Below are 22,902 nucleotides of genomic sequence, written 5' to 3' on the forward strand. Positions count from 1 at the left end.
CATGACACAAACACAGCAGCAGCGCACCCGCGCACAACTCGTCCTCGACACAGGCGAGAAATTCACCGGCTTCGTCTTCGGCGCAGCACCGGAAGGTGACATTGAAGGCGATCTCAAGAGCATCATCGATATGTTCGGTTACGAGCGCGAAATGTGCTCTGCCGATAACGACGGCAAGATCCTGGTGTTCGCTACACCGCACATCGGCAATGTTGGCTGGACAGGTGAAGGAGCAGGGGAGGGACGTACGGCAATCACGGCAAAAGCCGTGGTGATCCGCGATCTCGCTCGCATCGCATCGAACCAGGAAGCAAAGCACAGCCTGGAAGAAGAAATGAAGGCGCAGGGCATTACCGGCATCTGGGGTGTAGACACCCGCAGGCTGGTCCGCCACGTCTCTCAGGCGCAGCACGAGGGTAAGTCGGTGCGCGTGCAGGTAATCGTCGAAAAGCAAGAAGCTTAAAAGAAAGACCAGGAGAAACATTATGAAGCGAGAAGATCTCAACCACGTCCTGGTCATCGGCTCCGGGCCGATCGTCATCGGACAGGCGTGCGAGTTTGACTATTCCGGCACCCAGGCGTGCCGCGTGCTCAAAGAAGAAGGCCTGCGCGTCACCCTGGTGAACTCGAACCCGGCAACGATCATGACCGACCCTGAGTTCGCCGACCACACGTACGTAGAGCCGATCCAGCCGGAGTACATCGACCGCATCCTCGCCCGCGAGGCTGAGCAAGGCCACCCGGTTGATGCGATTCTGCCGACGCTCGGTGGTCAGACTGCACTCAACACGGCCATCAAGCTGGACCGGCTTGGCATTCTGGAAAAGCACGGCGTTGAACTCATCGGCGCAGACATCGACGCGATTGAGCGCGGCGAAGACCGCCAAAAGTTCAAGGACATTGTTGAAAAGATCGGCGGCGAGTCCGCCCGTTCCCGTGTCTGCTACACCATGGAAGAAGTGGAAGAAACCGTCGCGGAGCTCGGCTTCCCAGTCGTCGTGCGCCCGTCGTTCACCATGGGTGGTCTCGGTTCCGGCCTTGCCTACGACATGGACGACTTGCACCGCATCGCCGGCGACGGCTTGACCGCATCGCCAGAAGCGAACGTGCTCATTGAAGAATCCATCCTCGGTTGGAAAGAAATCGAGCTCGAGCTCATTCGTGACTCGGATGACAACTGCATTACGGTTGCGACGATTGAGAACGTGGATGCCATGGGTGTCCACACGGGCGACTCTGTCACGGTGGCGCCGGTGTTGACGATGACCGAGCCCGAGGTCACCAAGATGATCGAACAAGGCAAGGCCATCATCCGTGAAGTCGGTGTCAGGACCGGTGGCTGCAATATCCAGTTCGCCATCAACCCCAAAGACGGCCGCATGATCACGATCGAGATGAACCCGCGCGTGTCGCGTTCGTCTGCACTTGCGTCGAAGGCGACCGGCTACCCGATTGCAAAGGTGGCAACCCGACTAGCTATTGGCTACACGCTCGACGAGATTGCCAACGACATGACCGGTGGCGCGACCACTGCGCTTGAGGAGCCGTCCCTCGACTACGTCATCGTCAAGATGCCACGCTTTACCTTTGAGAAGTTCCCGGGCTCGGACGAGACTCTGGGCACCTCCATGAAGGCGGTTGGCGAGGCCATGGGTATTGGCCGCAACTACATCCAGGGCCTGAACAAGGTCATGCGCTCGATGGAAGACAAGCCAAACGGCTTCTGGACTCGTTCCGACGAGTACGTCGCAGGAGAGCGTGCAAATGACGTCGCAGCGGTGCTCGAAGACCTTAAGGTGCCGACCGACAAGCGTCTCTACGATGTCGAGCTTGCGCTTCGCCTCGGCGCGAGCGTTGATGAGGTCTACGCAGCCTCCGGTATCGATCCGTGGTTCCTCGAGGAAGTCGCTGGGCTGGTCGAGTTCCGCCAGGTGCTTATCGACGCCCCTGTGCTTGACGCAGGTCTCCTGTGTGAGGCAAAGGCTCAAGGCTTGTCCGACGCCCAGATTGCTACGCTGCGCCCAGAACTCGCGGGCGAAGACGGCGTGCGTCAACTGCGATGGACGCTGGGTATCCACCCGACCTTCAAGACCGTGGACACCTGCTCGGGCCAGTACGAGGCGAAGGTTCCGTACCTGTACTCGGCGTACGAACTCGACCCGGCTGCCGAGTCTGAGGTTGACCAGTTCACCGGTGCAAAGGAAAACAGCAAGGGCAAGGTCGTCATCCTGGGCTCTGGTCCGAACCGCATTGGTCAGGGCATCGAGTTCGACTACTCCTGTGTCCACGCCGCCCTGGAACTGTCCCGCGTTGGCTACGAGACCGTGATGGTCAACTGCAACCCGGAGACCGTTTCTACCGACTACGACACCGCGGACCGTCTCTACTTCGAACCGTTGACGTTCGAAGACGTGATGGAGATCTACCGTGCGGAAGCCGCTACCGGTGAGGTCGCTGGCGTTATTGTGCAGCTCGGCGGTCAGACCCCGCTGGGCCTCGCGCAGCGTCTCGCGGATGCGGGCGTGCCGGTCGTCGGTACGAGCCCCGAGGCAATCGATCTGGCGGAGGACCGCGGCGAGTTTGGCAAGGTGCTCGAAGCAGCCAAGCTTCCAGCTCCCGCATTTGGCACCGCAACCTCCTTCGAAGAGGCTCGCGAAGTGGCCAACAAGGTTGGTTACCCCGTCCTCGTGCGCCCGTCTTACGTGCTCGGAGGCCGTGGCATGGAGATCGTTTATGACGAAGACTCCCTGCGCAACTACATCGAGCGCGCAACCGAGCTCAGCCCGGACCACCCAGTGCTTGTGGACCGCTTCCTTGACAACGCCATCGAAATTGACGTCGATGTGTTGTCTGACGGCAACGAGGTCTACCTCGGTGGTCTGATGGAACACATCGAGGAAGCCGGCATTCACTCTGGCGACTCCGCCTGTGCGCTTCCGCCGATGACGCTCGGCCCCGACGACATTGAAAAGGTCCGTCGCTCCGCTGAGGCACTCGCTCACGGTATCGGGGTGAAGGGTCTGATGAACGTCCAGTTCGCATTGAAGGACGACATCCTCTACGTCATCGAGGCAAACCCGCGCGCATCGCGTACGGTGCCGTTCGTCTCCAAGGCGACCGGCGTCCACCTTGCGAAGGCTGCAGCACGCGTCATGCTCGGCGCGACGATCGCTGAACTTCGCGACGAGGGCCTCATCCCGTCCGACTACGATGGCGGATCCTTGCCGCTGAACCACCCGATCGCTGTGAAGGAAGCGGTACTGCCGTTTAGCCGCTTCCGCCGCCCAGACGGGTCGATTCTGGACACCATCCTCGGCCCGGAAATGAAGTCCACCGGTGAGGTCATGGGGCTTGCCCCGTCGTTCGGTGTGGCATTTGCTAAGACCCAGGCCGCCGCTTACGGCGAACTGCCGACGGAAGGCACGGTCTTTGTCTCCCTGGCTAACCACGACAAGCGCACCCTGATCTTCCCGATCCAGCGTTTGTCCACCATGGGGTTCAAGGTGATCGCGACGGCAGGTACAGCGCAAATGCTGCGCCGCAACGGCATCGAATGCGAAGTAGCACTCAAGGGCTCCGAGGTCCGCGAAGGTGCGAAGGGTCGTTCCATCGTGGAGCGGATCTTGGACGGTGAGATCGACCTCATCTTGAACACTCCGGCGGGCTCGACAACCGCGCGCCACGATGGCTACGACATCCGTGCCGCAGCCGTGATCGCGGATGTACCGATCATGACCGATGTGCAGGGTGTTACCGCCACAGTCCAAGGCATCGAAGCAGTGCGCAGCAACTCCATTGATGTGACCAGCCTCCAGGAGCTCGAGCACAGCGTCTCCAAGAACGCAGAGGGTGGCCAGTAGTGGTACAGCCCCATGCCTCCTTCGGGGAGCGTCTCGTTGTCGCTGGTAACGAATATGGCCGACTGTGTGTAGGCATCGACCCGCACGCGGCGCTGCTAGACAAGTGGGGTCTTCCGGACACCATTGATGGTCTGCAACGGTTTTCCTCGGCGTGTGTCGAGGCCTTTGCAGGATCAGTTGCGTTGGTCAAGCCACAGGTTGCCTTCTACGAGCGGTTCGGCTCTGCGGGTTTCGCGGTACTCGAGGAGACCCTCGCCGCACTCCGTGAGAGCGGGACGCTCGTCGTCGCGGACGCCAAGCGCGGCGATATCGGCTCCACGATGGCTGGATACGCCGCCGCGTGGCTGCAACCAGGCTCACCGTTGGAAGCGGACGCGCTCACGCTGACACCGTATCTGGGTGTCGGGTCGCTGGAACCTGCCATCTCACTTGCTGCAGCGCACGGTAAGGGCGTGTTCGTGATGTCTGCGAACTCCAACCCTGAAGCTGAAGCGTTCCAGACGAGTGAAATCGATGGACGCATGGTGTCGCAGTGGATGGTCGATGAATGCGCCACGTACAACCAGGGCGCTGCAGTAGGCCACGTTGGTGTCGTTGTCGGTGCAACTGTGGCGAAGCCGCCGGTGCTCGACGCGCTCAATGCTCCAGTGCTTATGCCTGGGGTCGGAGCGCAGGGAGCGACGATGGAAGACGCGGCGCAGATTGCAGGTGCAAACGCACACCTGGTGTTCCCGAATGTTTCCCGTTCCGTCTTGTCTGCTGGACCGGACGTTACTGAGCTGCGGAAACGTGTCGCTGAACTGGTAAAACAGCCATAACTAGCGGGTCCATTTCATCGGCTGAGAAAAACCCTGGTAGTTTAGGTGCGTCGCAACGGTGACATGGAGAAATGCAGCAAGAATGCGCTCCATTTTCCCGGTGCCAACCAGATGCAGTGTTAGACTGTGTCGGATGCGGTGCGCCTTCTGAAACGCAGAGTGTGGAGGAGGCCCCGCGCCGGCACGAGTCGGCCTGAACATATTGAATGAACTACCTACATGGAGGAACCCGTGGCACTTCCACAGTTGACCGATGAACAGCGCAAGGCAGCCCTCGAGAAGGCGGCTGAGGCTCGCAAGAAGCGCGCTGAGCTGAAGGCCTCCCTGAAGCGCGGCGAGACCACGCTCAAGGACGTGCTGGAGAAGGCTGACACCGACGAGATCATCGGCAAGACCAAGGTTTCCGCTTTGCTCGAGGCCATGCCGAAGGTTGGCAAGGTCAAGGCTCGCGAGATCATGGAGGAGCTGGAGATCGCTCAGACCCGTCGCCTGCGTGGCCTGGGTGAGCGTCAGCGTCGTGCTCTGCTCGAGCGCTTCGGCTTCGAAGAGAACTAAACATGGCTGAGGTGGCGCCCCGCGGGCAGCTGGTCGTTTTGGCCGGACCGTCTGCCGTAGGTAAGTCAACGGTGGTTAGCCGCCTGCGCGGCGAGGTGCCGGACCTCTACTTTTCTGTCTCGATGACAACTCGGGCTCCACGCCCGGGCGAAGTCGACGGCAGGGATTACTACTTCGTCTCCTCGAATGATTTTCAACAGCGCATCGATGCTGGTGAGATGCTGGAATGGGCTGACATTCACGGAGGCCTTCAGCGCTCGGGCACGCCTGCGGGTCCGGTCCGTGAAGCTCTTGCAGACGGGCGCCCGGTACTCGTAGAGGTGGACCTCGCAGGTGCTCGCAACATCAAGCAGCTCATGCCTGAAGCGCGTACAGTGTTCCTTGCACCCCCGTCGTGGGAAGTCCTCGTTGAACGTCTCACGGGTCGTGGGACCGAGACGGAAGCTGTGATTGAGCGCAGGCTCACCACCGCGCGCGAGGAGCTCGATGCGCAAGGGGAGTTCGACACCGTTGTTGTGAATGACGATGTCGACGATGCCGTTGCACACATTGCGCGCATCCTTCTAGGCGCAACATCCGACAACAATTAGCGAGTGGGTTTTAGTGACTGAATCAACCAATGACCTGTCGCAGGACACCGCTGTTGAGGAGACTCAGCAGGAACGTGTCTACGACACCCCGGACGGCATTACCGCGCCCCCGATCGATGAACTGCTGACGAAGGTCTCGTCGAAGTACGCTCTGGTGATCTTTGCAGCCAAGCGTGCACGTCAGATCAACAGCTTCTACCAGAACTCCGAAGATGGTGTTTTCGAGTTCATCGGCCCGCTGGTAACGCCAGAGCCTGGTGAGAAGCCGCTGTCGATCGCGCTGCGTGAGATCGAGGCAGGTCTCCTCGAGCACGAGGAAGGCCAGTAAACGCTTCTGCTAATGACGCCGTTGTGCGAGCCATTGGGGCTTCCGCAACGGCGTTTTTGTATGCTTGGCCCACATGAACGAAGCCACGTCTGCCCCCAAGAACGTTGTGATCGGTGTATCCGGCGGAATTGCTGCGTATAAGGCATGCCACTTAGTCCGTGACTTTAAAGAGCATGGCGATAATGTGCGCGTTATCCCTACGGAAAGCGCGTTGTCGTTCGTGGGCGCAGCAACATTTGAAGCGCTGAGCGGAAACCCAGTTGATACCGGGGTATTCAAGCGTGTCGACGAAGTCCAGCACGTCCGTCTCGGTCAAGAGGCCGATCTCATCGTTGTCGCACCTGCAACCGCTGATCTCATGGCCCGTGTCGCAGCAGGCCGAGCAGATGACCTGTTGGCTGCAACCATTCTTGTGGCCACATGCCCCGTCGTGCTTGCGCCTGCAATGCACACCGAAATGTGGCATAACCTAGCGACGCAACACAATGTAGAGGTGCTTCGTTCGCGTGGGATTACGGTTCTTGAGCCGGCGCATGGGCGCCTGACGGGAAAGGACACGGGTCCGGGTCGTTTGCCGGACCCTGAGGCGATTGCGCAGCTAGCCCGTACGGTGTTGGCAACCGGTCCAATGAAGCAGACGCTCGCAGGAACCCGCGTACTTATTAGCGCGGGAGGAACGCAAGAAAATATTGATCCTGTGCGTTTCATTGGTAACCGATCCTCTGGCAAGCAGGGGTTTGCGCTCGGGGACATCGCAGCGCAGCGGGGAGCACAGGTCACGATCGTGGCTGGAGCAACCGCGGAACTATCTGTGCCCTCAGGGGCGGAGGTGGTGCGTGTGCAATCCACACGTGAGATGAAAGACGCGATGGATGAGCGTGCCGCAGACGCAGACATTATCGTGATGGCGGCCGCCGTGGCCGATTACCGTCCAGAATCGGAAGCTACGACGAAACTGAAGAAGGGCAAGAGCGATGACGCGCTCTCCGTTGTTCGCTTGACCGAGAACCCGGACATCCTTAAAGGTCTCGTCGAAAAGCGAGATGCTGGCGAGACTCATGCCACGATCGTCGGGTTTGCAGCTGAGACGGACAACGAACTTGAGAATGGTCGCGCGAAACTCAAGCGTAAGGGCGCGGATTTGCTCATGCTGAACTCGGTTGCTGGTGGCAATGTGTTTGGCCAGTCAACTAACCGCGGTTGGTTGTTGAGTGCGTCTGGCGAAGAACTGGAAATTGAGGACGGAACGAAACACGAGGTAGCTGCTCGGATCTGGAATGCGATTGAAAAGCTTCGCGCTTAGCTTTGCGTACTTAGACCGCTTGGTCTAGTGTGTTGGAGAATCAGCCTCAAGGCCACGTAAAGGAAAGATCCGTTGTCACTCGACACTTACTACCGACTGTTCACCAGTGAGTCCGTCACTGAAGGGCACCCAGACAAAATCTGCGATGCGATCTCGGACGCGATTTTGGACGACATGCTCGCGCAGGACCCACAGTCCCGCGTTGCAGTGGAAACGCTCGTTACCACTGGACAGGTTCACGTTGTTGGAGAGGTGCGCACGTCTGCGTACTCCAATATTGCGAAGATCGTGCGCGACAAATTGGTGGAAATCGGGTTCACCTCTTCCGAGGTTGGTTTCGACGGCAACAGCTGTGGCGTCAACATCGCAATCGGTGATCAGTCGCAGGAGATTGCGGATGGCGTGACCACCTCCCAGGAGGTGCGCGAACAGGCCTCCACTGAAGAGACTGACCAGTCTGGTGCGGGTGACCAGGGGCTAATGTTTGGGTACGCCTCCAACGAGACCCCTGAGTACATGCCGTTGCCGATTGCGACTGCGCACCGCCTTTCACGCCGACTGTCCCAAGTGCGCCACGAGGGCATCGTCGACGGCCTTCGCCCAGACGGCAAGACTCAGGTCACGTTTGCGTACGACGGTGATACCCCGGCGTTTATCGACACGATCGTGATCTCCACGCAGCACGACCCACACTTCACTGGTGAGGCACTTGAGAAGGCGCTGCGAGAGCACGTTATCGCTTGGGTCATGGAAGATGCCGGTCTGGAGAAGTTCTACCGCGAGGACACCAAGGTCCTGATCAATCCGTCTGGCTCGTTTATCTCCGGTGGTCCGATGGCGGACGCAGGCCTGACTGGACGCAAGATCATTGTGGATACCTACGGCGGTATGGCACGCCATGGCGGTGGCGCGTTCTCTGGCAAGGATCCCTCAAAGGTGGACCGCTCCGGCGCGTATGCGACACGTTGGGTGGCGAAGAACATTGTCGCTGCGGGCCTCGCAGACCGTGTTGAGGTTCAGGTTGCGTACGCAATTGGTCGTGCAACCCCGGTTGGCCTGTACGTGGAGACGTTCGGTACCGCCGCTGAGGGGCAGACCAACGAGTCGATCCAGCAGGCGGTGGAGAAGGTCTTCGATCTGCGACCGGATGCGATCATCCGCGATTTGGATTTGAAGCGCCCGATCTACAGCCAAACCGCTGCCTACGGCCACTTTGGTCGCACAGACATCGATGTGCCTTGGGAGCACACCGACAAGGTGGACGACTTGCGCGCAGCCGCAGGCGTTTAAGTTTCCTTCGAAGCCGCTTGGGGTTTGTCCCAGGCGGCTTTTTGCTGTTCAGACTTCTTGTGGTCGCGCAAGGCCACGATTCCGACAACCACGCCAATGAGGATTGGCAGCCAGATCTTGGAGTATTCGAGCGCAACAAGAACCCACTCGGGCAAGTCCGGGAGGTCTAATTCAGGCCAGTTGATCTGGGGGAGCGGAAGATCCATTTGGGGAAGGTGCGGGACCGGAAGATCCATGTGCGGCAAGGTGATGTCGGGGAGTTCCCAGTCCGGAAGGTAGCGCAGAAGTCGGTCGATGATTCGGCTTACGATCGGACCGAGGACAATCACCGCCAGCGCCCAGCCACCTTTGCCCAAGCCTTCGGCCATAGGGATGAGTGTGCGCTTGAGCGAACTCGATTCCATTGTCCGACGCCGTTTCGCACCGCGTGAGCCTTCTGGAGGGTCGAACTCGACGATGGTGTCGCCCTCCCGAAACTCGACACTGAGCAGTTCGTCGAAGCCACTTGCACGCAGTTTAAGGTGAGGCTTTTGGCGGTCAACGCCGATCCCCATTGGAGTCTCGAGTTTTGCCCCGCCGTTTCCAAAAAGGGGGAGTCGCCCGCTGTTCACGTCGTTGTAGCGGTGCTGCACGGTGCCGTCGACACGCACTTCCATGCGCTCACTCGGATTCTTTGCCCAGAGTTCGACGCGTTCGGGCAGCGTGTGTTTGTCTGTGGCCAGGGTGCCTTCCTTGTCAGTCTCATCTCCGGGCCACTCAGGGTCCTCTGCCGCGAAGTCGCGGTCGAATCCCACACGCAGTTCGATAAGCCCATACTTCGGGTGGTTGAGGCTCCAGGTTTCCATCGGCTACACCTGCGCACTGCTTGTCGACGACACCGGGGCCGGCTGCTTGCGCACCAAAGACATCAGCCATGCGCAAAGTGCCGACACGACAGCCACGCCGAGTGCATAGATGAAGGTGCCGTCATTGAAGTAAAGGATCTTCGCCACCCAGAAACCGCCAGCGGCGGATAGTGGCAATGTCCAAGAGGGACGGAAGCAGTAGCCGTCGACAAGCCCCGCGATGGCAGCGACAGCAAAGATGAAACCAACGAGGAGCCATGGCGTGCCAGCGACGGGAATGAGGAGTGCAGGTGCGATCACATACAGTGCAAAAACGGCATAGGGAAGTGCCTTGAGCCAACCTTCGCGGTCTGCAGTGTCTTCCGATTGCTCGTCTGTATGCTCGCCTGGATCAGTCATGGCGACGAAGTCTAACGGCTAATTCGCGTGGGTGTACACACGCCCCGGGACGGGGTCCTTAATCATCTCGTCGAGGCTTACCGGACGCAGCCCCTTGGCGCGCAGACCATCGATGATGCATTCCGCTGCGTTGATGGTCGGCTCGTGGATGTCGTGCATGAGCACAATCGATCCAGCTTGCGCCTGATTGACCGCTATGGAGCAGGTGCGTGCGGTGTCACGGTGGCTCCAATCCATCGTGTCAACGTCCCAAATTGCCAGCGATAGGCCACGGGCCTTGGAAGCATTGATTACACGGCCGTCGTAGGAACCATAGGGCGGGCGCACCCAGTGCACCTTCACTCCCGATTGCTTCTCAATGGCAGCACTCGTGTCGCTGAGCTGTGACCCGATCGTCGCGTCGGATTGGCGCGCCAGGTCCGGGTGTGAATACGAGTGGTTGCCAATCGTGTGGCCCTCGTCGCGGATGCGGCGCAGGATCTTCGGGTTTGCATTGACGTTGTTACCGACGACGAAGAACGTCGCATGCGCATTCTTGCGCTTGAAGATGTCGAGCAGGCGCTCCGTACCGGGAACCGGGCCGTCGTCGTACGTAATTGCTACGCAATTGCTGCAGTTGGTTGCGTTAGGAGACAACGTTGGCTCCGCTGCCGGGACCACGGTTACCGGCACAGTCTCTTCTTCCTGCGGTGCAGGGCGCAGGTGAGGTGGCACGCTATCTCGAACTTGTTGGGGGAGTTGGTTGTATGCCTTGCGCCAGTTGTCCTGTACGGCTTGCTGTGCGCCTTGCGACGAGCCGTGGATGTAGGCGGATACGTTGTCGATCGGCGAGCCGTTACCTGGACTAAGTATCGGGCCAAGGGAGGAGCCTGCAAAAAGCTGTTGTGTCTGCTTGCTTCCTAGCGAAAGATTTGTGACGTCAACCGCATGTGCTTGGGGAGCAGTCATGGCTCCTGCGGCAACTGCAGCGGATATACAGACGGATAAGACTGCGGGAAGCAGACGTTTCATGGCGGAAGCGGGTCCCTCATCGGCGCGATTGATTTGTGATGCATCTATTACTACCGCACTGTTTCGCACAGCTGAGCCTTAGGCCCGGAGTGTCGTGTCGTGGCGTGGTTTAGAATGCTGCACCATGTCGAACACGCGAGCTGCCAACCTGCCTGTGGCCCGCGTGCTGCCTATGTTGGGGCTCGCGCACCTTGATCGGGCCTTCGATTATCTTGTCGACGAGCAGGATGCCGATGCCGCACAGCCAGGCGTCCGCGTGCGGGTTCGGTTTGCAGGCAGGCTCGTGGATGCGATCGTGCTGGAGCGGGTGTCGTCGACAAGCCATGAAGGCTCACTGCGCTTCATCGAACGCGTTATCTCACCCGAGGTCGTGGCCCCGGAGCACACGCGCATGCTTATCGACGCACTCGCGGACCGGTACGCAGGCATCCGATCCGACATTTATCGCTCTGCAATACCCGCACGACATGCGAAAGCGGAAGAAACGGATACCTCCACACCATGGGTGGAGCTCGGGGAGGTCGCCGAGCCGGACCTTTCCGCATGGACGACGTACACACACGGTGAGTCCTTCGTCGATGCCGTAGTAGAGGGAAAGCTGGCTCGTGCCGCGTGGCAGTTGGTGCCGGGCGAGGATTGGCCTGCCGCGCTTGCCGCACTCGCTGTCAAGGTGGCAAAGGACGGCGGTGGCGCGCTCATCGTGGTTCCGGACCAAGATGCTGTTGACCGTTGCGAGGAAGCGCTACGCGAGCTCGTTGCGGCAAAACAAGTGACGACTTTGACCGCCTCCCAGGGACCCCAAGCACGGTATTCCCGCTACCTGTCCGTTCTGCACGGCCAAGGGCGCATCGTGGTAGGGACCCGCTCCGCCGCGTTCGCGCCGGTCCAGAACTTGCGGTTGATGGTCGTCATGTTCGACGGCGATGACAACCTCGTGGATCCTCGCGCGCCCTACGTTCACGCCAGGGAGGTGCTCACGACGCGCTCGAGCCTTGAGCGCGCATGTTTGGTCATCGGTGGATTCTCACGCACAGCAGAGGCGCAACTGTTGGTGGAATCTGGCTGGATGCACGAACTGGTCGCACCCCGCCAAACGCTTCGTACACGTTCGCCTTACATTCACGCCGCGGGCGATTCTGACTTTGAGCTTGAACGGGACCCGAGGGCTAAACAGGCGCGTCTGCCTTCGTCAGCATTTGCAGCCGCGACGAAAGCCCTTGAGCGAGGCACTCCTGTGTTGTTCCAGGTGCCACGCACCGGCTATATCCAATCTCTTGCGTGTGGGCAGTGTCGTACACCGTCGCGTTGCCGTTGGTGCAACGGACCGCTGGGGTTGCCGTCCGGTGGTGAAGCAGCGGCACCGACATGCCGGTGGTGTGGCCGAATGGACCCTGCACATGTGTGTCCGGCATGCGGTTCCCGGCGTGTGCGGGCTGTCGTACTGGGCACCGAACGCACCGCAGAAGAGCTTGGCCGTGCGTTTGCGAAATATAGGGTCAAAACGTCCGGGGGCGATCGTATTTCGCGCACGATTGACGCGGGGCCTGCGATTGTCGTCGCCACGCCAGGTGCAGAACCTCGAATACCAGGCGGATACGGTGCTGCTGTGCTGCTTGACGCGTGGGCGCTCGTGCAACGCCCTGACTTAAGGGCAGTGGAGGACACGCTGTCGAAATGGATGGCTGCTGCCACGCTTGTCCAACCGCATGCCGATGGCGGAGAAGTCGTAGTGGTAGCGGAGCCGAGCATGCCGGTCGTGCAGCATCTCATTCGCTGGGATGCGCCAGGGTTCGCGGCGGCAGAGCTGGCGCTGCGTCGGGAGGCAAGGTTTCCACCGGCGGTCCACGTTGCCGTGGTTGACGCGCCCCGAGACGCGCTAGAGCCGTTCTTTGAGCGCACCGACCTGCCGGACTACGCGGAGATCCTGGGGCCTGTGGATTTGCCCCCGGGTGTGCGTTTGCCCGGCGAGTGGGATCAGCGTGAGTACGGTCCGGCGCAGCGCATGCTGGTGCGCGCGCCGTTAACTGGGCGGTCTGCGCTGGGCAAGGCGCTGCGGGCAGGGGCAGTCGCGTGGACGACGTCGAAGCAGGAGCTGCCACTGCGTATCCAGGTCAATCCGGTGGATATCGGGTAAGCGAAATTTCGCTTGTCCAGGTCAGTACACTTGGCGTTCATGGCCATACGCGACATTCGTCTATTCGGGGATCCGGTGCTCAACACGGCAGCGGAGGAGGTGGATGTGTTCGACGAACGCCTGCACAGGCTCGTGGGCGACATGCTTGAAACGATGGATGCGGCTGGGGGTGTTGGCCTAGCGGCAAACCAGGTCGGTGTCGCACAGCGAGTGTTTGTGTTCGATTGTCAGGGCCTTCGGGGACACATCGTGAACCCGGTGTGGACGCCGTTGGGCGAAGATACCCAAATTGGTGTGGAGGGATGTCTTTCGGTGCCTGATGTTCGCGGGACTGTTGAGCGGCACAACACCGTGGTTGCCCATGGCGCCGACATGTGTGGGCGCCCGCTGACACTACGCGGCAGCGGATTGCTCGCACGCTGCATTCAGCACGAAGCAGACCATCTCGACGGCGTGATGTTTACGGCCCGAATGTCGCCAGCTGACCGCAAAGCGGCACTCGATGCGATTGCCGCGGCGGAGTGGAATAAGGAGAACTAACTGTGAGACTTGTATTTGCAGGTACCCCTGAGCCGGCGGCAGTGGCACTGGAGCGGCTGCTGGCATCGGAACATGAGGTAGTGGCCGTGCTGACGCGACCCGATGCACGCAAAGGCAGGGGGCGCACGTTGCATCCGTCGCCGGTGAAGGCAGTTGCACTCGAGCATGGCATTGAAGTGCTCACACCCGAGAAACTTGACGACGACACCGCGGCCCGACTGCGCGACATCGCCCCAGACGCGATCCCGGTCGTTGCGTACGGCAACCTGATTCCTGCTGGCATGCTCGATATTCCGACGCACGGTTGGGTGAACTTGCACTTCTCGCTGCTGCCGCAGTGGCGCGGTGCTGCGCCGGTACAGGCCGCGATCCGCGAGGGCGATGCCTCCACCGGTGCGACGACGTTCCGGATCAACGAAGGGTTGGACACCGGCGACATTTTGGACACGCTCACAGACACAATTTCCGACGACGACACCGCCGGTGTTCTTCTCGAGCGTTTGGCGTACTCCGGCGCAGACCTGCTCGTTCGCACCATGGATGGTCTTGAATCCGGCACACTGACGCCGAAAGCACAGCCTGAAGAGGGAACCTATGCGCCAAAGATTCTCACTGCAGATGCGCGCGTTGACTGGGCCGCCGATTCCACGGTCATCGATCGGGCAATTCGTGCGCATACTCCAGCGCCTGGTGCATGGACTATGCGAGGCGAGGAGCGATTCAAGCTCGGGCCAGTAACGTCTGTCGATTCAACCGAGCTCGCCCCGGGCCAGGTTGCATTTGGCAAGAACGAGGTGCGAGTGGGAACCGGCACTCGTGACGTCGTGCTCAGCACGATTCAGGCACCCGGCAAGAAAATGATGAACGCAGCTGATTGGGCTCGAGGCTTGGCCAACGATGTCCGGGCGGAAGGGATGACGTTCGAATGAGTGGTGGATTCCGGTCACGCGCAGCAGGGCGCCGTGAACACCAGCCGAAGCGAAACGGGCGAGCAAACACGCGGCAGGCGCCGAGGCGTCGCAAAGAAGCAGCACCTGTGAACGCAACCGCACGCATCGGTGACCCGGCGCGCGAGGCGGCATTTGAGGTGTTGGTACGCGTCGAGCGCGACGCGGCGTTTGCAAACCTCACCCTGCCGACGGTCTTGCGTGAGCGAAAGATCACCGGTCGTGACGCTGCGTTTGCAACCGAGCTGACTTACGGCACGCTGCGCAGCCTTGGTGTTCTTGACGCTGTGATTGCAGACAACGCATCCCGCGGCCTGGACCGAATGGCTGTTGAAGTGCTGACTTCGTTGCGGCTCGGCACCTACCAGTTGCTGTACACGCGAGTGGAGGACCATGCGGCCGTCGACACCTCCGTACGTTTGGTTGAAGCGGCCGGTCAATTCAAGGCCAAGGGCTTTGTCAACGGCGTGTTGCGCTCGATTACGCGGACTCCAGCGGAGGAGTGGCTCCGCAAGCTTGAACCGGAGGACCCGCTTGCTGCGGTGGCGTTCCGCCATGCGCACCCGGTGTGGATCGCGGAATCGATCCGTGCTGCACTGGGCTCGAGAGACGACGAGCTTGAGGCTGCGCTTGAGGCTGATTCAGCCCGCCCGGTCGTACATCTTGTTGCTCGACCAGGCGAGATGAGTGCGGAGGAGTTAGCGCTGGTCACTGGCGGAGAAGAGGGGCGCTACTCACCGTACGCCGTCTACCTCCCTGAAGGTGATCCAGGACAGTTGCAGCCGGTACGCGAGGGGCTCGCCGCAGTTCAGGACGAGGGCTCGCAGGTGATTGCGCGTGCAGTAGTGGACGTGCCGGTCGAAGACGACCAAGGCCGATGGCTCGACTTGTGCGCTGGGCCGGGAGGTAAGGCGGCGCTCATGGGGGCGCTGGCTGCTATCGATGGCGCAGTAGTTGATGCCGTCGAAGTGAGTCCGCACCGTGCTGAACTCATTCGGAAAACCGTGCGTGATCTTCCTGTGCGCGTCCATACTGCCGATGGTCGTCGTTCTGGCCTTGAGCCGGGCTACGACCGTGCTCTCGTCGACGCACCCTGTTCCGGTCTCGGAGCGCTTCGCCGCCGCCCAGAGGCGCGTTGGACCAAGCGTGAGGAAGACATCGCGGAACTCAACGTGCTTCAGCGCGAATTGCTCTCGGCTGCAATCGAGCTAGTTAAGTCCGGCGGTATTGTCGTCTACTCCACGTGCTCACCCGATGTGCGAGAAACCAGGGGAATCGTCGACACGATCCTCGCTGATGGCAAGGTCGAGGAGCTCGATGCGAGCCAGTACGCAGCGGGCATGGATGACGTTGGCGACTTGCCAAGCGTCCAGATGTGGCCGCACCGACACGGAACAGACGCTATGTTTTTCGCTGTACTGCGAAAACTCGGACCCGAGCCGACCACCGAAGTTTAAGGACACCTCATGATTTACATCGCACCATCAATTCTTGCCGCTAATTATGCAGCGCTTGGCGACGACGTCCGCAAGGTCCCCAACGCAGACCTGATCCACGTTGACATCATGGACGGCCACTTTGTGCCCAACTTGTCCTTTGGTCCCGACGTGACCAAGGCGGTTGACGGCGTGACGGACCAATTCCTGGATATGCATTTGATGATCGAGGAGCCGGAGCGGTGGTTTGAAACCTACGTCAAGGCCGGCGGCGACCGCCTCGTGTTCCATGTCGAAGCGACCGACGACCATGTAGCTGCTGCGAAGCAGTGCCGCGAACTCGGTGTACAGTCCGGCTTCGCCATCAAGCCAGGGACCGCAATCGAGCCGTACCTCGATGACCTCGAGCATTTTGATCAGGTCATGGTCATGAGTGTCGAGCCAGGATTTGGCGGCCAGAAGTTCATGCCCGAGGTCCTGGGCAAGGTGATGACGCTTCGCGATCGCATTGCGGAAGCGGGCCTGGACACAATCATTGGTATCGACGGTGGCATTGCCAACAGCACTATCGCACAAGCGGCAGCGGCCGGTGTGGACGCATTCGTTGCTGGTTCCGCCGTATTCGGCGCTGATGACCCAGCCCAGGCGGTAGAGCGCCTCCGCGAGTTGGCAACTGAGGCTGCGCAGGCGTGACACGTGACAACCCCGCGTTAGCCAACGCGGTTTCTGCGGCCATAGCGGCGGGTGACGCAGTGCGCGGGACGACCTCGCCGAACCCGCCAGTGGGCTGCGCAATCGTGACCGCATCCGGGGAAGTTATCGCGACTGGCGGGACCTCTCCCGCGGGCGGGCCCCATGCTGAGGTCAACGCCCTGCGTGAAGCGGGACCACGGACGAAGGGCGCGACAGCCGTTGTCACTTTGGAACCGTGCAACCACACTGGCAGGACAGGTCCGTGCACCCAAGCGTTGGTGGATGCCGGAATTGCGAGGGTGGTGTATCTGACCGCTGATCCGTTTGAGCCTGCATCCGGCGGCGCGGATTGGCTGCGAACACATGGATTGGATGTGGCCCTACTTCACACCCGTGTGGAGGCACTGCAGCCCTGGCTTCGCTCGGTGCGCAACAACCGCCCGAGTGTGACGCTGAAGTTTGCGTCGACGCTGGACGGGTTTACGGCAGCGGCCGATAAGACGAGCAAGTGGATCACTTGCGACGAAGCCCGCGCCGCTGTGCACGCAGATCGCACGAAACGTGACGCGATTGTCATTGGCACGGGGACCGCGCTTGCTGACAACCCATCGTTGACCGCCCGCCACAGCGATGGCGCTCTGTATGAGCACCAGCCGCGACGTGTGGTCGTCGGTAAGCGGGCTGTTCCCAGCGGCAACCTGACCGAGCTCGGGTTTGAGCAATACGACACTCCACAGGCCGCGCTGACAGCGCTGTGGGATAGCGGCGCGAGAGATGTGCTTGTAGAAGGCGGGGCAACATTGGCGGCGAGTTTCCTGGAACTCGACCTGGTCGACGCGGTGCAGGCCTACATTGCCCCTGCACTGCTGGGGGCCGGACGGGGAGTGCTCGACCGCGAAATCGCGGGAACGATTGGCGACGCTAAACGTTTCCGCACCACTGATGTGCGCCGGATCGGCAACGATGTGCTTATAGAAATGGAGAAGGACTGAACTGTGTTTACGGGACTCGTTGAGGAGATTGGTGTCGTCGACACGCTTGAGCAGCTCGAGGATGCCGTTCGGATCGCGGTACGTGCGCCGAAGGTCACCGAGGATGCATCACCGGGGGACTCCATCGCGGTCGACGGCGTGTGTCTGACGGTGGTTGACAACGTTGCTGGCGTATTCACCGCTGACGTGATGCGCGAAACGCTGGATCGCTCGCGTCTCGGCACCTATAGCGAGGGGAGCAAGGTCAACCTAGAGCGCGCATTGGCTGCTGGCCAGCGCATGGGCGGACATATCGTGCAGGGCCACGTCGATGGTGTCGCGGAAGTAGTCTCTCGTACGCCGTCCCAGCACTGGGAGGTAGTGCGCTTCACCCTGCCCGCGAATCTTGGTCGGTATGTGGTGGAGAAAGGATCCATTACGGTCAACGGAACATCGCTGACGGTTTCCGCAGTCGGAGACGACTTTTTCGAGGTGTCGCTGATCCCCACCACGCTGCGCGATACCACTGCTGGTGACCTTACGGTCGGTGATCCAGTGAACCTCGAGGTGGATATCGTGGCCAAGTACGTTGAGAAAATGGTGCAGGGCTAGGGTTGAACGGTATGACAGCATCCGCCGGTAGCGCCGGTAATCACACCACCGACTTGGACACCGAGTTGAACACTGTGGAGGAGGCGATTGCCGCCATCCGCGAGGGCAAAGCAGTCGTCGTCGTGGACAGTGAGGATCGCGAAAACGAGGGCGATCTCATCTTCGCTGCACAAGACGCCACGCCGGAGTTGGTGGCGTTTATGGTGAGGTACACCTCTGGCTACATTTGCGTGTCCATGTCGGACGAGCGGGCTACTGCCCTAGATCTGCCCCCGATGGTTGCGCAAAACCAGGATCTGCACGGGACTGCCTACGCCGTGACCGTTGATGCAGCAACCGGCACCACCGGTATTTCCGCACGTTCGCGCGCCACGACGATCGCATTGCTTGCCGACGATTCCGCGACCCCAGAGTCGTTTACGAGGCCCGGACACGTTGTGCCCCTGCGGGCGCGTGACGGGGGAGTACTTGTCCGGGATGGACACACGGAGGCAGCGGTAGACCTTGCGACGCTTGCGGGTAAGGCCCCTGTCGGTGCCCTGTGCGAGATCGTTTCTGAAGATGACCCTGCAGACATGGCTCGATTCGACGAGCTCCGCAGGTTCGCGAATACGCACGGGCTTCCGATGATTTCGATCGAGCAGCTCGCTGCGTACCGTCGCCAGCATGAACGATTTGTCGAACGCAGCACTGCTACTCGTTTACCAACGGAGTTCGGTGAATTCACTGCGGTTGGCTACCTGGATACGTTGACTGAGACCGAGCATGTTGCGCTGATCGCTGGGGAACTTGATGCACTGCGCGACGCCGAGGACGTTCTCGTCCGCGTGCATTCGGAATGTCTCACCGGCGATGTGTTTAGCTCCCGGCGTTGTGACTGTGGTCCGCAGCTTCAGGAATCAATGCGCCGCGTTCAACAGGAAGGCCGCGGCGTTATCGTCTACTTGCGTGGACATGAGGGACGCGGAATCGGGTTACTCGCCAAGCTGCGCGCCTACCGTTTACAGGACGACGGGCTCGACACCGTTGATGCAAACCTTGAACAAGGCCTGCCAGTCGACGCACGCGACTATTCCGCAGCAAGCGACATCCTTGCAGACCTGGGTATCGGTTCGGTCGATCTGATGACCAACAATCCCCAAAAAGTCGATGCCTTTGCCGGTCTGATCCCCAAGGTTGCTCACCGCAGTAGGATCGAAGTGGTTCCTAACCACGACAACATCGCCTATTTGCGGACGAAGCGCGACAGGATGGGACACGACCTGCCCGGCATTCTCGGTTGGGCTGAAGAACACAACACACAACACCCACAACACCACACCAACTAGGTATCAAGGAGACCCACCAGTGGCAGCTACTGGAGCACCCGAGGACTATTCCCTGCAAGCGGAGGGGCTTACCGTCGCCGTCGTTTACACCCGCTGGAATGAAAAGATCGTCGAGATGCTGCGCGCTGGCGCACGAGATGAGGCCCGAGAACTGGGCGTTAAAGTCGATGAATATGCGGTAGCAGGCGCGTTGGAGTTGCCAGTTGTGGTGCAGGCATGCGCAAAGCGCTACGACGCGGTAGTGGCCCTCGGCTGCGTCATCCGTGGCGAAACTGCCCACTTTGATTACGTTTGCGACTCTGTCACCGCTGGCCTCACCCGTATTGCATTGGATGAGGAAACGCCGGTAGGCAACGGCGTGCTCACGGTTGAAGAAGAAGACCAGGCTTACGAGCGTGCCGGTGGGGAAGACGCGAAAGAAGACAAAGGCGCCGAAGCGATGCGTGCGGCCGCTGGGGCCTTAGTTGAACTGCAGAAAGTTCGCGCTTTGCCGCTAAAGGGTTAAAGTAGCCGGAGCGAGCGCGGCACGGAGTCGTCGAGAAGCAAGAGCGTTTTCAAGTTGACAAGGAGTGCGGAAGTGACTGATCAACCAGCAGGCACACACATAACGAACGAGCAGGAAGCTGCTTATCTGACTGCGCTTGATCCGCACGCCAACACCTCGACGAAGCCGTGGGAGCTTGAGATTTCGTCGAGGTACCTGCGAACCGTGGCGATCGGCTGGATCATCCTTGTCATGGCCGTGCATTTCTTCATGGCGTGGGCCGTGGACGCGCAATTCTCGGGCATCGCGATTACCAGCGTGGATAAGTTTGCGTTCGTTGGCGTTGGCCTGATTATTTCCGTCCTGTCCTGGATCGCACTGACTCGCCCTCGGGTGCGCGTCAACGAAGACGGTGTCCAGGTAGCCAACATCATCGGCACCCGTTTCTACCCCTGGACCGTCATTTACGGTTTGAGCTTTCCCAAGGGCTCCCGCATGGCGCGACTCGAACTTCCGGAATTCGAGTACGTCACCCTGTGGGCGATCCAATCAGGCGATAAAGAGCGCGCGATTCAGGCTGTCGAGCAATTCCGCAAGCTCGAAGCCAAATACATGCCTAAGGATTAACCCTTGGCTGACCCCCAGTCTTACCGCCCAGCGCCCGGAACGATCCCAACCGATCCGGGCGTGTATAAGTTCCGGGACCGCGACGGGCGTGTCATCTACGTTGGCAAAGCCAAAAATCTTCGTGCGCGCCTGAGCAACTACTTTCAGCCACCGGAGACTCTGCACCCGCGGACCCGGCAGATGGTCTACACCGGCGCTTCAGTCGAATGGACCGTTGTCGCATCCGAGGTAGAGGCGCTCCAGCTCGAATACACATGGATCAAGCGCTTCGACCCATGGTTTAACGTCATGTACCGCGACGACAAGACATACCCAATGCTTGCCGTCAGCGTGCGCGAACGCTACCCGCGCGCGTTCTTCTACCGTGGCCCCAAACGTAAGGGCGTGCGCTATTTCGGCCCGTACTCGCACGCGTGGGCGGTGCGCGAGACCCTCGATCTGCTCACGCGCGTGTTCCCGATTCGGACGTGTTCCAACGGTGTGTTTAACCGTCACGAATCCCTTGGACGCCCTTGCTTGCTTGGGTACATCGACAAGTGTGCGGCACCCTGCGTCGGTCGTGTCGACGAAGCCGAGTACGACGAGATCGTCCAAGGCTTCCTTGGCTTCATGGCAGGTCGTTCTGAGAAGCTTGTCCGTGGCATCACCGCACAGATGGAGGAGGCCGCGGAGAATCTCGAGTTTGAAAAGGCGGCGCGGCTTCGCGACGACCTCGGTGCCGTCGAAAAGGTAATGGAGCGCCAGACGGTCGTCCTCAGCCAAGACACCGACGCGGACATCATCGCCTTTGATACCGACGAGCTTGAAGCAGCGGTACAGATCTTCAACGTCCGTGATGGACGCATCCGCGCACAGCGGGGCTGGGTTGTCGAAAAAACGGGCGATGAGCCCGGAGCAGCAGAACGCCTGGAGGAAGGCCAGACCGACCCAACGTTGCCAACGTTGATGCAGAACTTCCTGGTCCAGTACTACTCGGATGCGGTCGAGCGAGTGAAGCAAGAGCGTGAAGAGGACCGCAAGATCGAAGCGCAGAAGGTTCGTCGCCGAGGCGTAGATCAGGAGTCACGTGCGCAAGCGGCGGCACCGATGCCGGTGCCGCGTGAGATTCTCGTCGAGACGCTGCCTGCGGAACTGCCGGAAGTGACCCAACTGCTCGAAGAACTACGTGGCGGGCCTGTGGACCTTCGCGTGCCGCAGCGTGGGGACAAGCGCGCACTGATGGAAACAGTGCACAAAAACGCCGCCGAAGCGCTCCACCAGCACAAGTTGAAGCGGGTCGGTGACCTGACCGCACGATCGCAGGCCCTGCAAGATATCCAGGACGCGCTCGGGATGGACGAAGCGCCGCTGCGTATTGAATGCACCGATATTTCCCACATCCAAGGCACCGACGTTGTAGCCTCCCTCGTGGTGTTCGAGGACGGTTTGCCCAAAAAGAACGACTACCGTCGATACCGCATCAAGGAGGCAGCCGGCGATGGTCGATCCGACGACGTCGGGTCCATCGCCGAGGTCACACGCCGGCGCTTCAAGCGCTACAACGAGGACAAACTCGCCAACCCTGATGAGGTCGCTGAGGCGCAGACCTTCGAGGACGAGGCCGACGAATCGACCGGTGCGAAACGCTTCGCTTACCCTCCTCAGTTGTTCATCGTCGACGGTGGCAAACCCCAGGTTAATGCCGCACAGGCTGTGTTCGACGACCTCGGCATCGTCGATGTACAACTCATCGGATTGGCCAAACGCCTCGAGGAAGTGTGGGTGCCGGACGACGACGAGCCGGTGATCCTGCCGCGAAACTCCGAAGGCATGTATCTGCTCCAGCAGGTGCGTGATGAGGCCCACCGGTTCGCCATCACCTACCACCGCCAGCAACGCTCGAAGCGCATGCGAGCGTCCGCCCTCGACGCAGTCCCGGGACTAGGCCCCGCGCGGAGAACCGATTTGGTGAAGCACTTTGGCTCGGTGAAGAAGATCAAAGAGGCTTCTATCGAGGAGATCCAGGAGGTTAAAGGCGTCGGTCCGAAACTCGCTGCGACGATCTACGAGCACCTTCATACGTAGCTGGTTGTGAGGCTGGTTGTGAGGCAGCTTTTGCGGAACCGCGACGCGGCTCGCTGCGCTTCGTTAG

22 protein-coding genes are annotated in these 22,902 nt (G+C 60.4%); 19 read left to right on the forward strand and 3 right to left on the reverse strand.

Annotated elements, in window-relative coordinates:
• The first annotated feature begins 1 nt into the window (after position 1).
• The 8 genes from HMPREF3048_RS01040 to metK all read left to right on the forward strand — a co-directional run bounded on the left by HMPREF3048_RS01040 (position 2) and on the right by metK (position 8,744).
• The gene (locus tag HMPREF3048_RS01040; RefSeq protein ID WP_070451382.1) at positions 2-463 is read left to right on the forward strand and encodes a carbamoyl-phosphate synthase domain-containing protein; all 462 of its coding nucleotides are present in this window, start codon (positions 2-4) and stop codon (positions 461-463) included.
• Positions 464-485: 22 nt separating this feature from the next.
• Positions 486-3,860 (forward strand): carbamoyl-phosphate synthase large subunit, encoded by a 3,375-nt coding sequence (gene carB / locus HMPREF3048_RS01045; protein WP_246815432.1) that lies wholly within the window; start codon positions 486-488, stop codon positions 3,858-3,860.
• Positions 3,860-4,678: an orotidine-5'-phosphate decarboxylase gene (gene pyrF / locus HMPREF3048_RS01050; RefSeq protein ID WP_070770976.1), complete on the forward strand. Its 819-nt coding sequence runs from the start codon at positions 3,860-3,862 to the stop codon at positions 4,676-4,678. The genes carB and pyrF overlap by 1 nt, the downstream gene beginning before the upstream one ends.
• A 231-nt stretch (positions 4,679-4,909) precedes the next feature.
• Positions 4,910-5,233, forward strand: coding sequence for an integration host factor, actinobacterial type (gene mihF / locus HMPREF3048_RS01055; protein ID WP_070423240.1), 324 nt, complete (start codon positions 4,910-4,912; stop codon positions 5,231-5,233).
• A gap of 2 nt (positions 5,234-5,235) precedes the next feature.
• Complete coding sequence (gmk, locus tag HMPREF3048_RS01060; RefSeq protein WP_070423104.1) at positions 5,236-5,823, forward strand: guanylate kinase; 588 nt, start codon at positions 5,236-5,238, stop codon at positions 5,821-5,823.
• A 13-nt stretch (positions 5,824-5,836) separates the two neighbouring features.
• Positions 5,837-6,151 carry a DNA-directed RNA polymerase subunit omega gene (gene rpoZ, locus HMPREF3048_RS01065; RefSeq protein ID WP_371325710.1) on the forward strand — a complete coding sequence of 105 codons (315 nt, stop codon included), beginning with the start codon at positions 5,837-5,839 and terminating at the stop codon, positions 6,149-6,151.
• 73 nt (positions 6,152-6,224) lie between these two features.
• Positions 6,225-7,454: a bifunctional phosphopantothenoylcysteine decarboxylase/phosphopantothenate--cysteine ligase CoaBC gene (gene coaBC, locus HMPREF3048_RS01070; protein WP_141758815.1), complete on the forward strand. Its 1,230-nt coding sequence runs from the start codon at positions 6,225-6,227 to the stop codon at positions 7,452-7,454.
• Between the two features lie 72 nt (positions 7,455-7,526).
• Positions 7,527-8,744 (forward strand): methionine adenosyltransferase, encoded by a 1,218-nt coding sequence (gene metK / locus HMPREF3048_RS01075; RefSeq protein WP_070423106.1) that lies wholly within the window; start codon positions 7,527-7,529, stop codon positions 8,742-8,744.
• On the opposite strand, the gene HMPREF3048_RS01080 is transcribed toward metK, so the two are convergent.
• The 3 genes from HMPREF3048_RS01080 to HMPREF3048_RS01090 are packed head-to-tail and all read right to left on the reverse strand — an operon-like array spanning position 8,741 to position 10,936.
• On the reverse strand, positions 8,741-9,589 hold the full coding sequence (locus tag HMPREF3048_RS01080) for a hypothetical protein (RefSeq protein ID WP_070770978.1): 849 nt from the start codon (positions 9,587-9,589) through the stop codon (positions 8,741-8,743). The two genes, metK and HMPREF3048_RS01080, sit on opposite strands and share 4 nt — an antisense overlap.
• Positions 9,590-9,592: 3 nt before the next feature.
• Complete coding sequence (locus HMPREF3048_RS01085) at positions 9,593-9,988, reverse strand: hypothetical protein (RefSeq protein ID WP_070770979.1); 396 nt, start codon at positions 9,986-9,988, stop codon at positions 9,593-9,595.
• An 18-nt stretch (positions 9,989-10,006) separates the two neighbouring features.
• A complete protein-coding gene (locus HMPREF3048_RS01090; protein ID WP_070770980.1) occupies positions 10,007-10,936 on the reverse strand; it encodes a polysaccharide deacetylase family protein in 930 nt (309 codons plus the stop codon).
• Positions 10,937-11,123: 187 nt separating this feature from the next.
• On the opposite strand from HMPREF3048_RS01090, the gene HMPREF3048_RS01095 reads away from it, so the two are divergent.
• From HMPREF3048_RS01095 to uvrC, 11 genes are all read left to right on the forward strand, one after another.
• Positions 11,124-13,133 (forward strand): primosomal protein N', encoded by a 2,010-nt coding sequence (locus tag HMPREF3048_RS01095; RefSeq protein WP_070770981.1) that lies wholly within the window; start codon positions 11,124-11,126, stop codon positions 13,131-13,133.
• A 39-nt stretch (positions 13,134-13,172) separates the two neighbouring features.
• Complete coding sequence (def, locus tag HMPREF3048_RS01100; RefSeq protein ID WP_070423242.1) at positions 13,173-13,673, forward strand: peptide deformylase; 501 nt, start codon at positions 13,173-13,175, stop codon at positions 13,671-13,673.
• Between the two features lie 2 nt (positions 13,674-13,675).
• Positions 13,676-14,602: a methionyl-tRNA formyltransferase gene (gene fmt, locus HMPREF3048_RS01105; RefSeq protein ID WP_070423111.1), complete on the forward strand. Its 927-nt coding sequence runs from the start codon at positions 13,676-13,678 to the stop codon at positions 14,600-14,602.
• Positions 14,599-16,077 carry an RsmB/NOP family class I SAM-dependent RNA methyltransferase gene (locus HMPREF3048_RS01110; RefSeq protein ID WP_070570384.1) on the forward strand — a complete coding sequence of 493 codons (1,479 nt, stop codon included), beginning with the start codon at positions 14,599-14,601 and terminating at the stop codon, positions 16,075-16,077. The genes fmt and HMPREF3048_RS01110 overlap by 4 nt, the downstream gene beginning before the upstream one ends.
• 9 nt (positions 16,078-16,086) lie before the next feature.
• Positions 16,087-16,749, forward strand: coding sequence for a ribulose-phosphate 3-epimerase (gene rpe / locus HMPREF3048_RS01115; protein WP_070423113.1), 663 nt, complete (start codon positions 16,087-16,089; stop codon positions 16,747-16,749).
• Positions 16,746-17,741 carry a bifunctional diaminohydroxyphosphoribosylaminopyrimidine deaminase/5-amino-6-(5-phosphoribosylamino)uracil reductase RibD gene (gene ribD, locus HMPREF3048_RS01120; RefSeq protein ID WP_070770982.1) on the forward strand — a complete coding sequence of 332 codons (996 nt, stop codon included), beginning with the start codon at positions 16,746-16,748 and terminating at the stop codon, positions 17,739-17,741. Before rpe ends, ribD begins: the two co-directional genes overlap by 4 nt.
• Before the next feature lie 3 nt (positions 17,742-17,744).
• Positions 17,745-18,332 (forward strand): riboflavin synthase, encoded by a 588-nt coding sequence (locus HMPREF3048_RS01125; protein WP_070423115.1) that lies wholly within the window; start codon positions 17,745-17,747, stop codon positions 18,330-18,332.
• A gap of 11 nt (positions 18,333-18,343) precedes the next feature.
• Positions 18,344-19,660 (forward strand): bifunctional 3,4-dihydroxy-2-butanone-4-phosphate synthase/GTP cyclohydrolase II, encoded by a 1,317-nt coding sequence (locus HMPREF3048_RS01130; protein ID WP_070770983.1) that lies wholly within the window; start codon positions 18,344-18,346, stop codon positions 19,658-19,660.
• 19 nt (positions 19,661-19,679) lie between these two features.
• Positions 19,680-20,165 carry a 6,7-dimethyl-8-ribityllumazine synthase gene (ribH, locus tag HMPREF3048_RS01135; protein WP_070423117.1) on the forward strand — a complete coding sequence of 162 codons (486 nt, stop codon included), beginning with the start codon at positions 19,680-19,682 and terminating at the stop codon, positions 20,163-20,165.
• 72 nt (positions 20,166-20,237) lie between these two features.
• Entirely contained in the window at positions 20,238-20,771 is a 534-nt protein-coding gene (locus HMPREF3048_RS01140) for a PH domain-containing protein (RefSeq protein WP_224212675.1), read from the forward strand.
• Between the two features lie 3 nt (positions 20,772-20,774).
• Entirely contained in the window at positions 20,775-22,835 is a 2,061-nt protein-coding gene (gene uvrC / locus HMPREF3048_RS01145) for an excinuclease ABC subunit UvrC (RefSeq protein ID WP_070451404.1), read from the forward strand.
• The last annotated feature ends 67 nt before the right edge of the window (positions 22,836-22,902 follow it).

It is taken from the genome of Corynebacterium sp. HMSC075D04, assembly GCF_001815635.1.
GTDB classification, from domain to species: domain Bacteria; phylum Actinomycetota; class Actinomycetes; order Mycobacteriales; family Mycobacteriaceae; genus Corynebacterium; species Corynebacterium coyleae.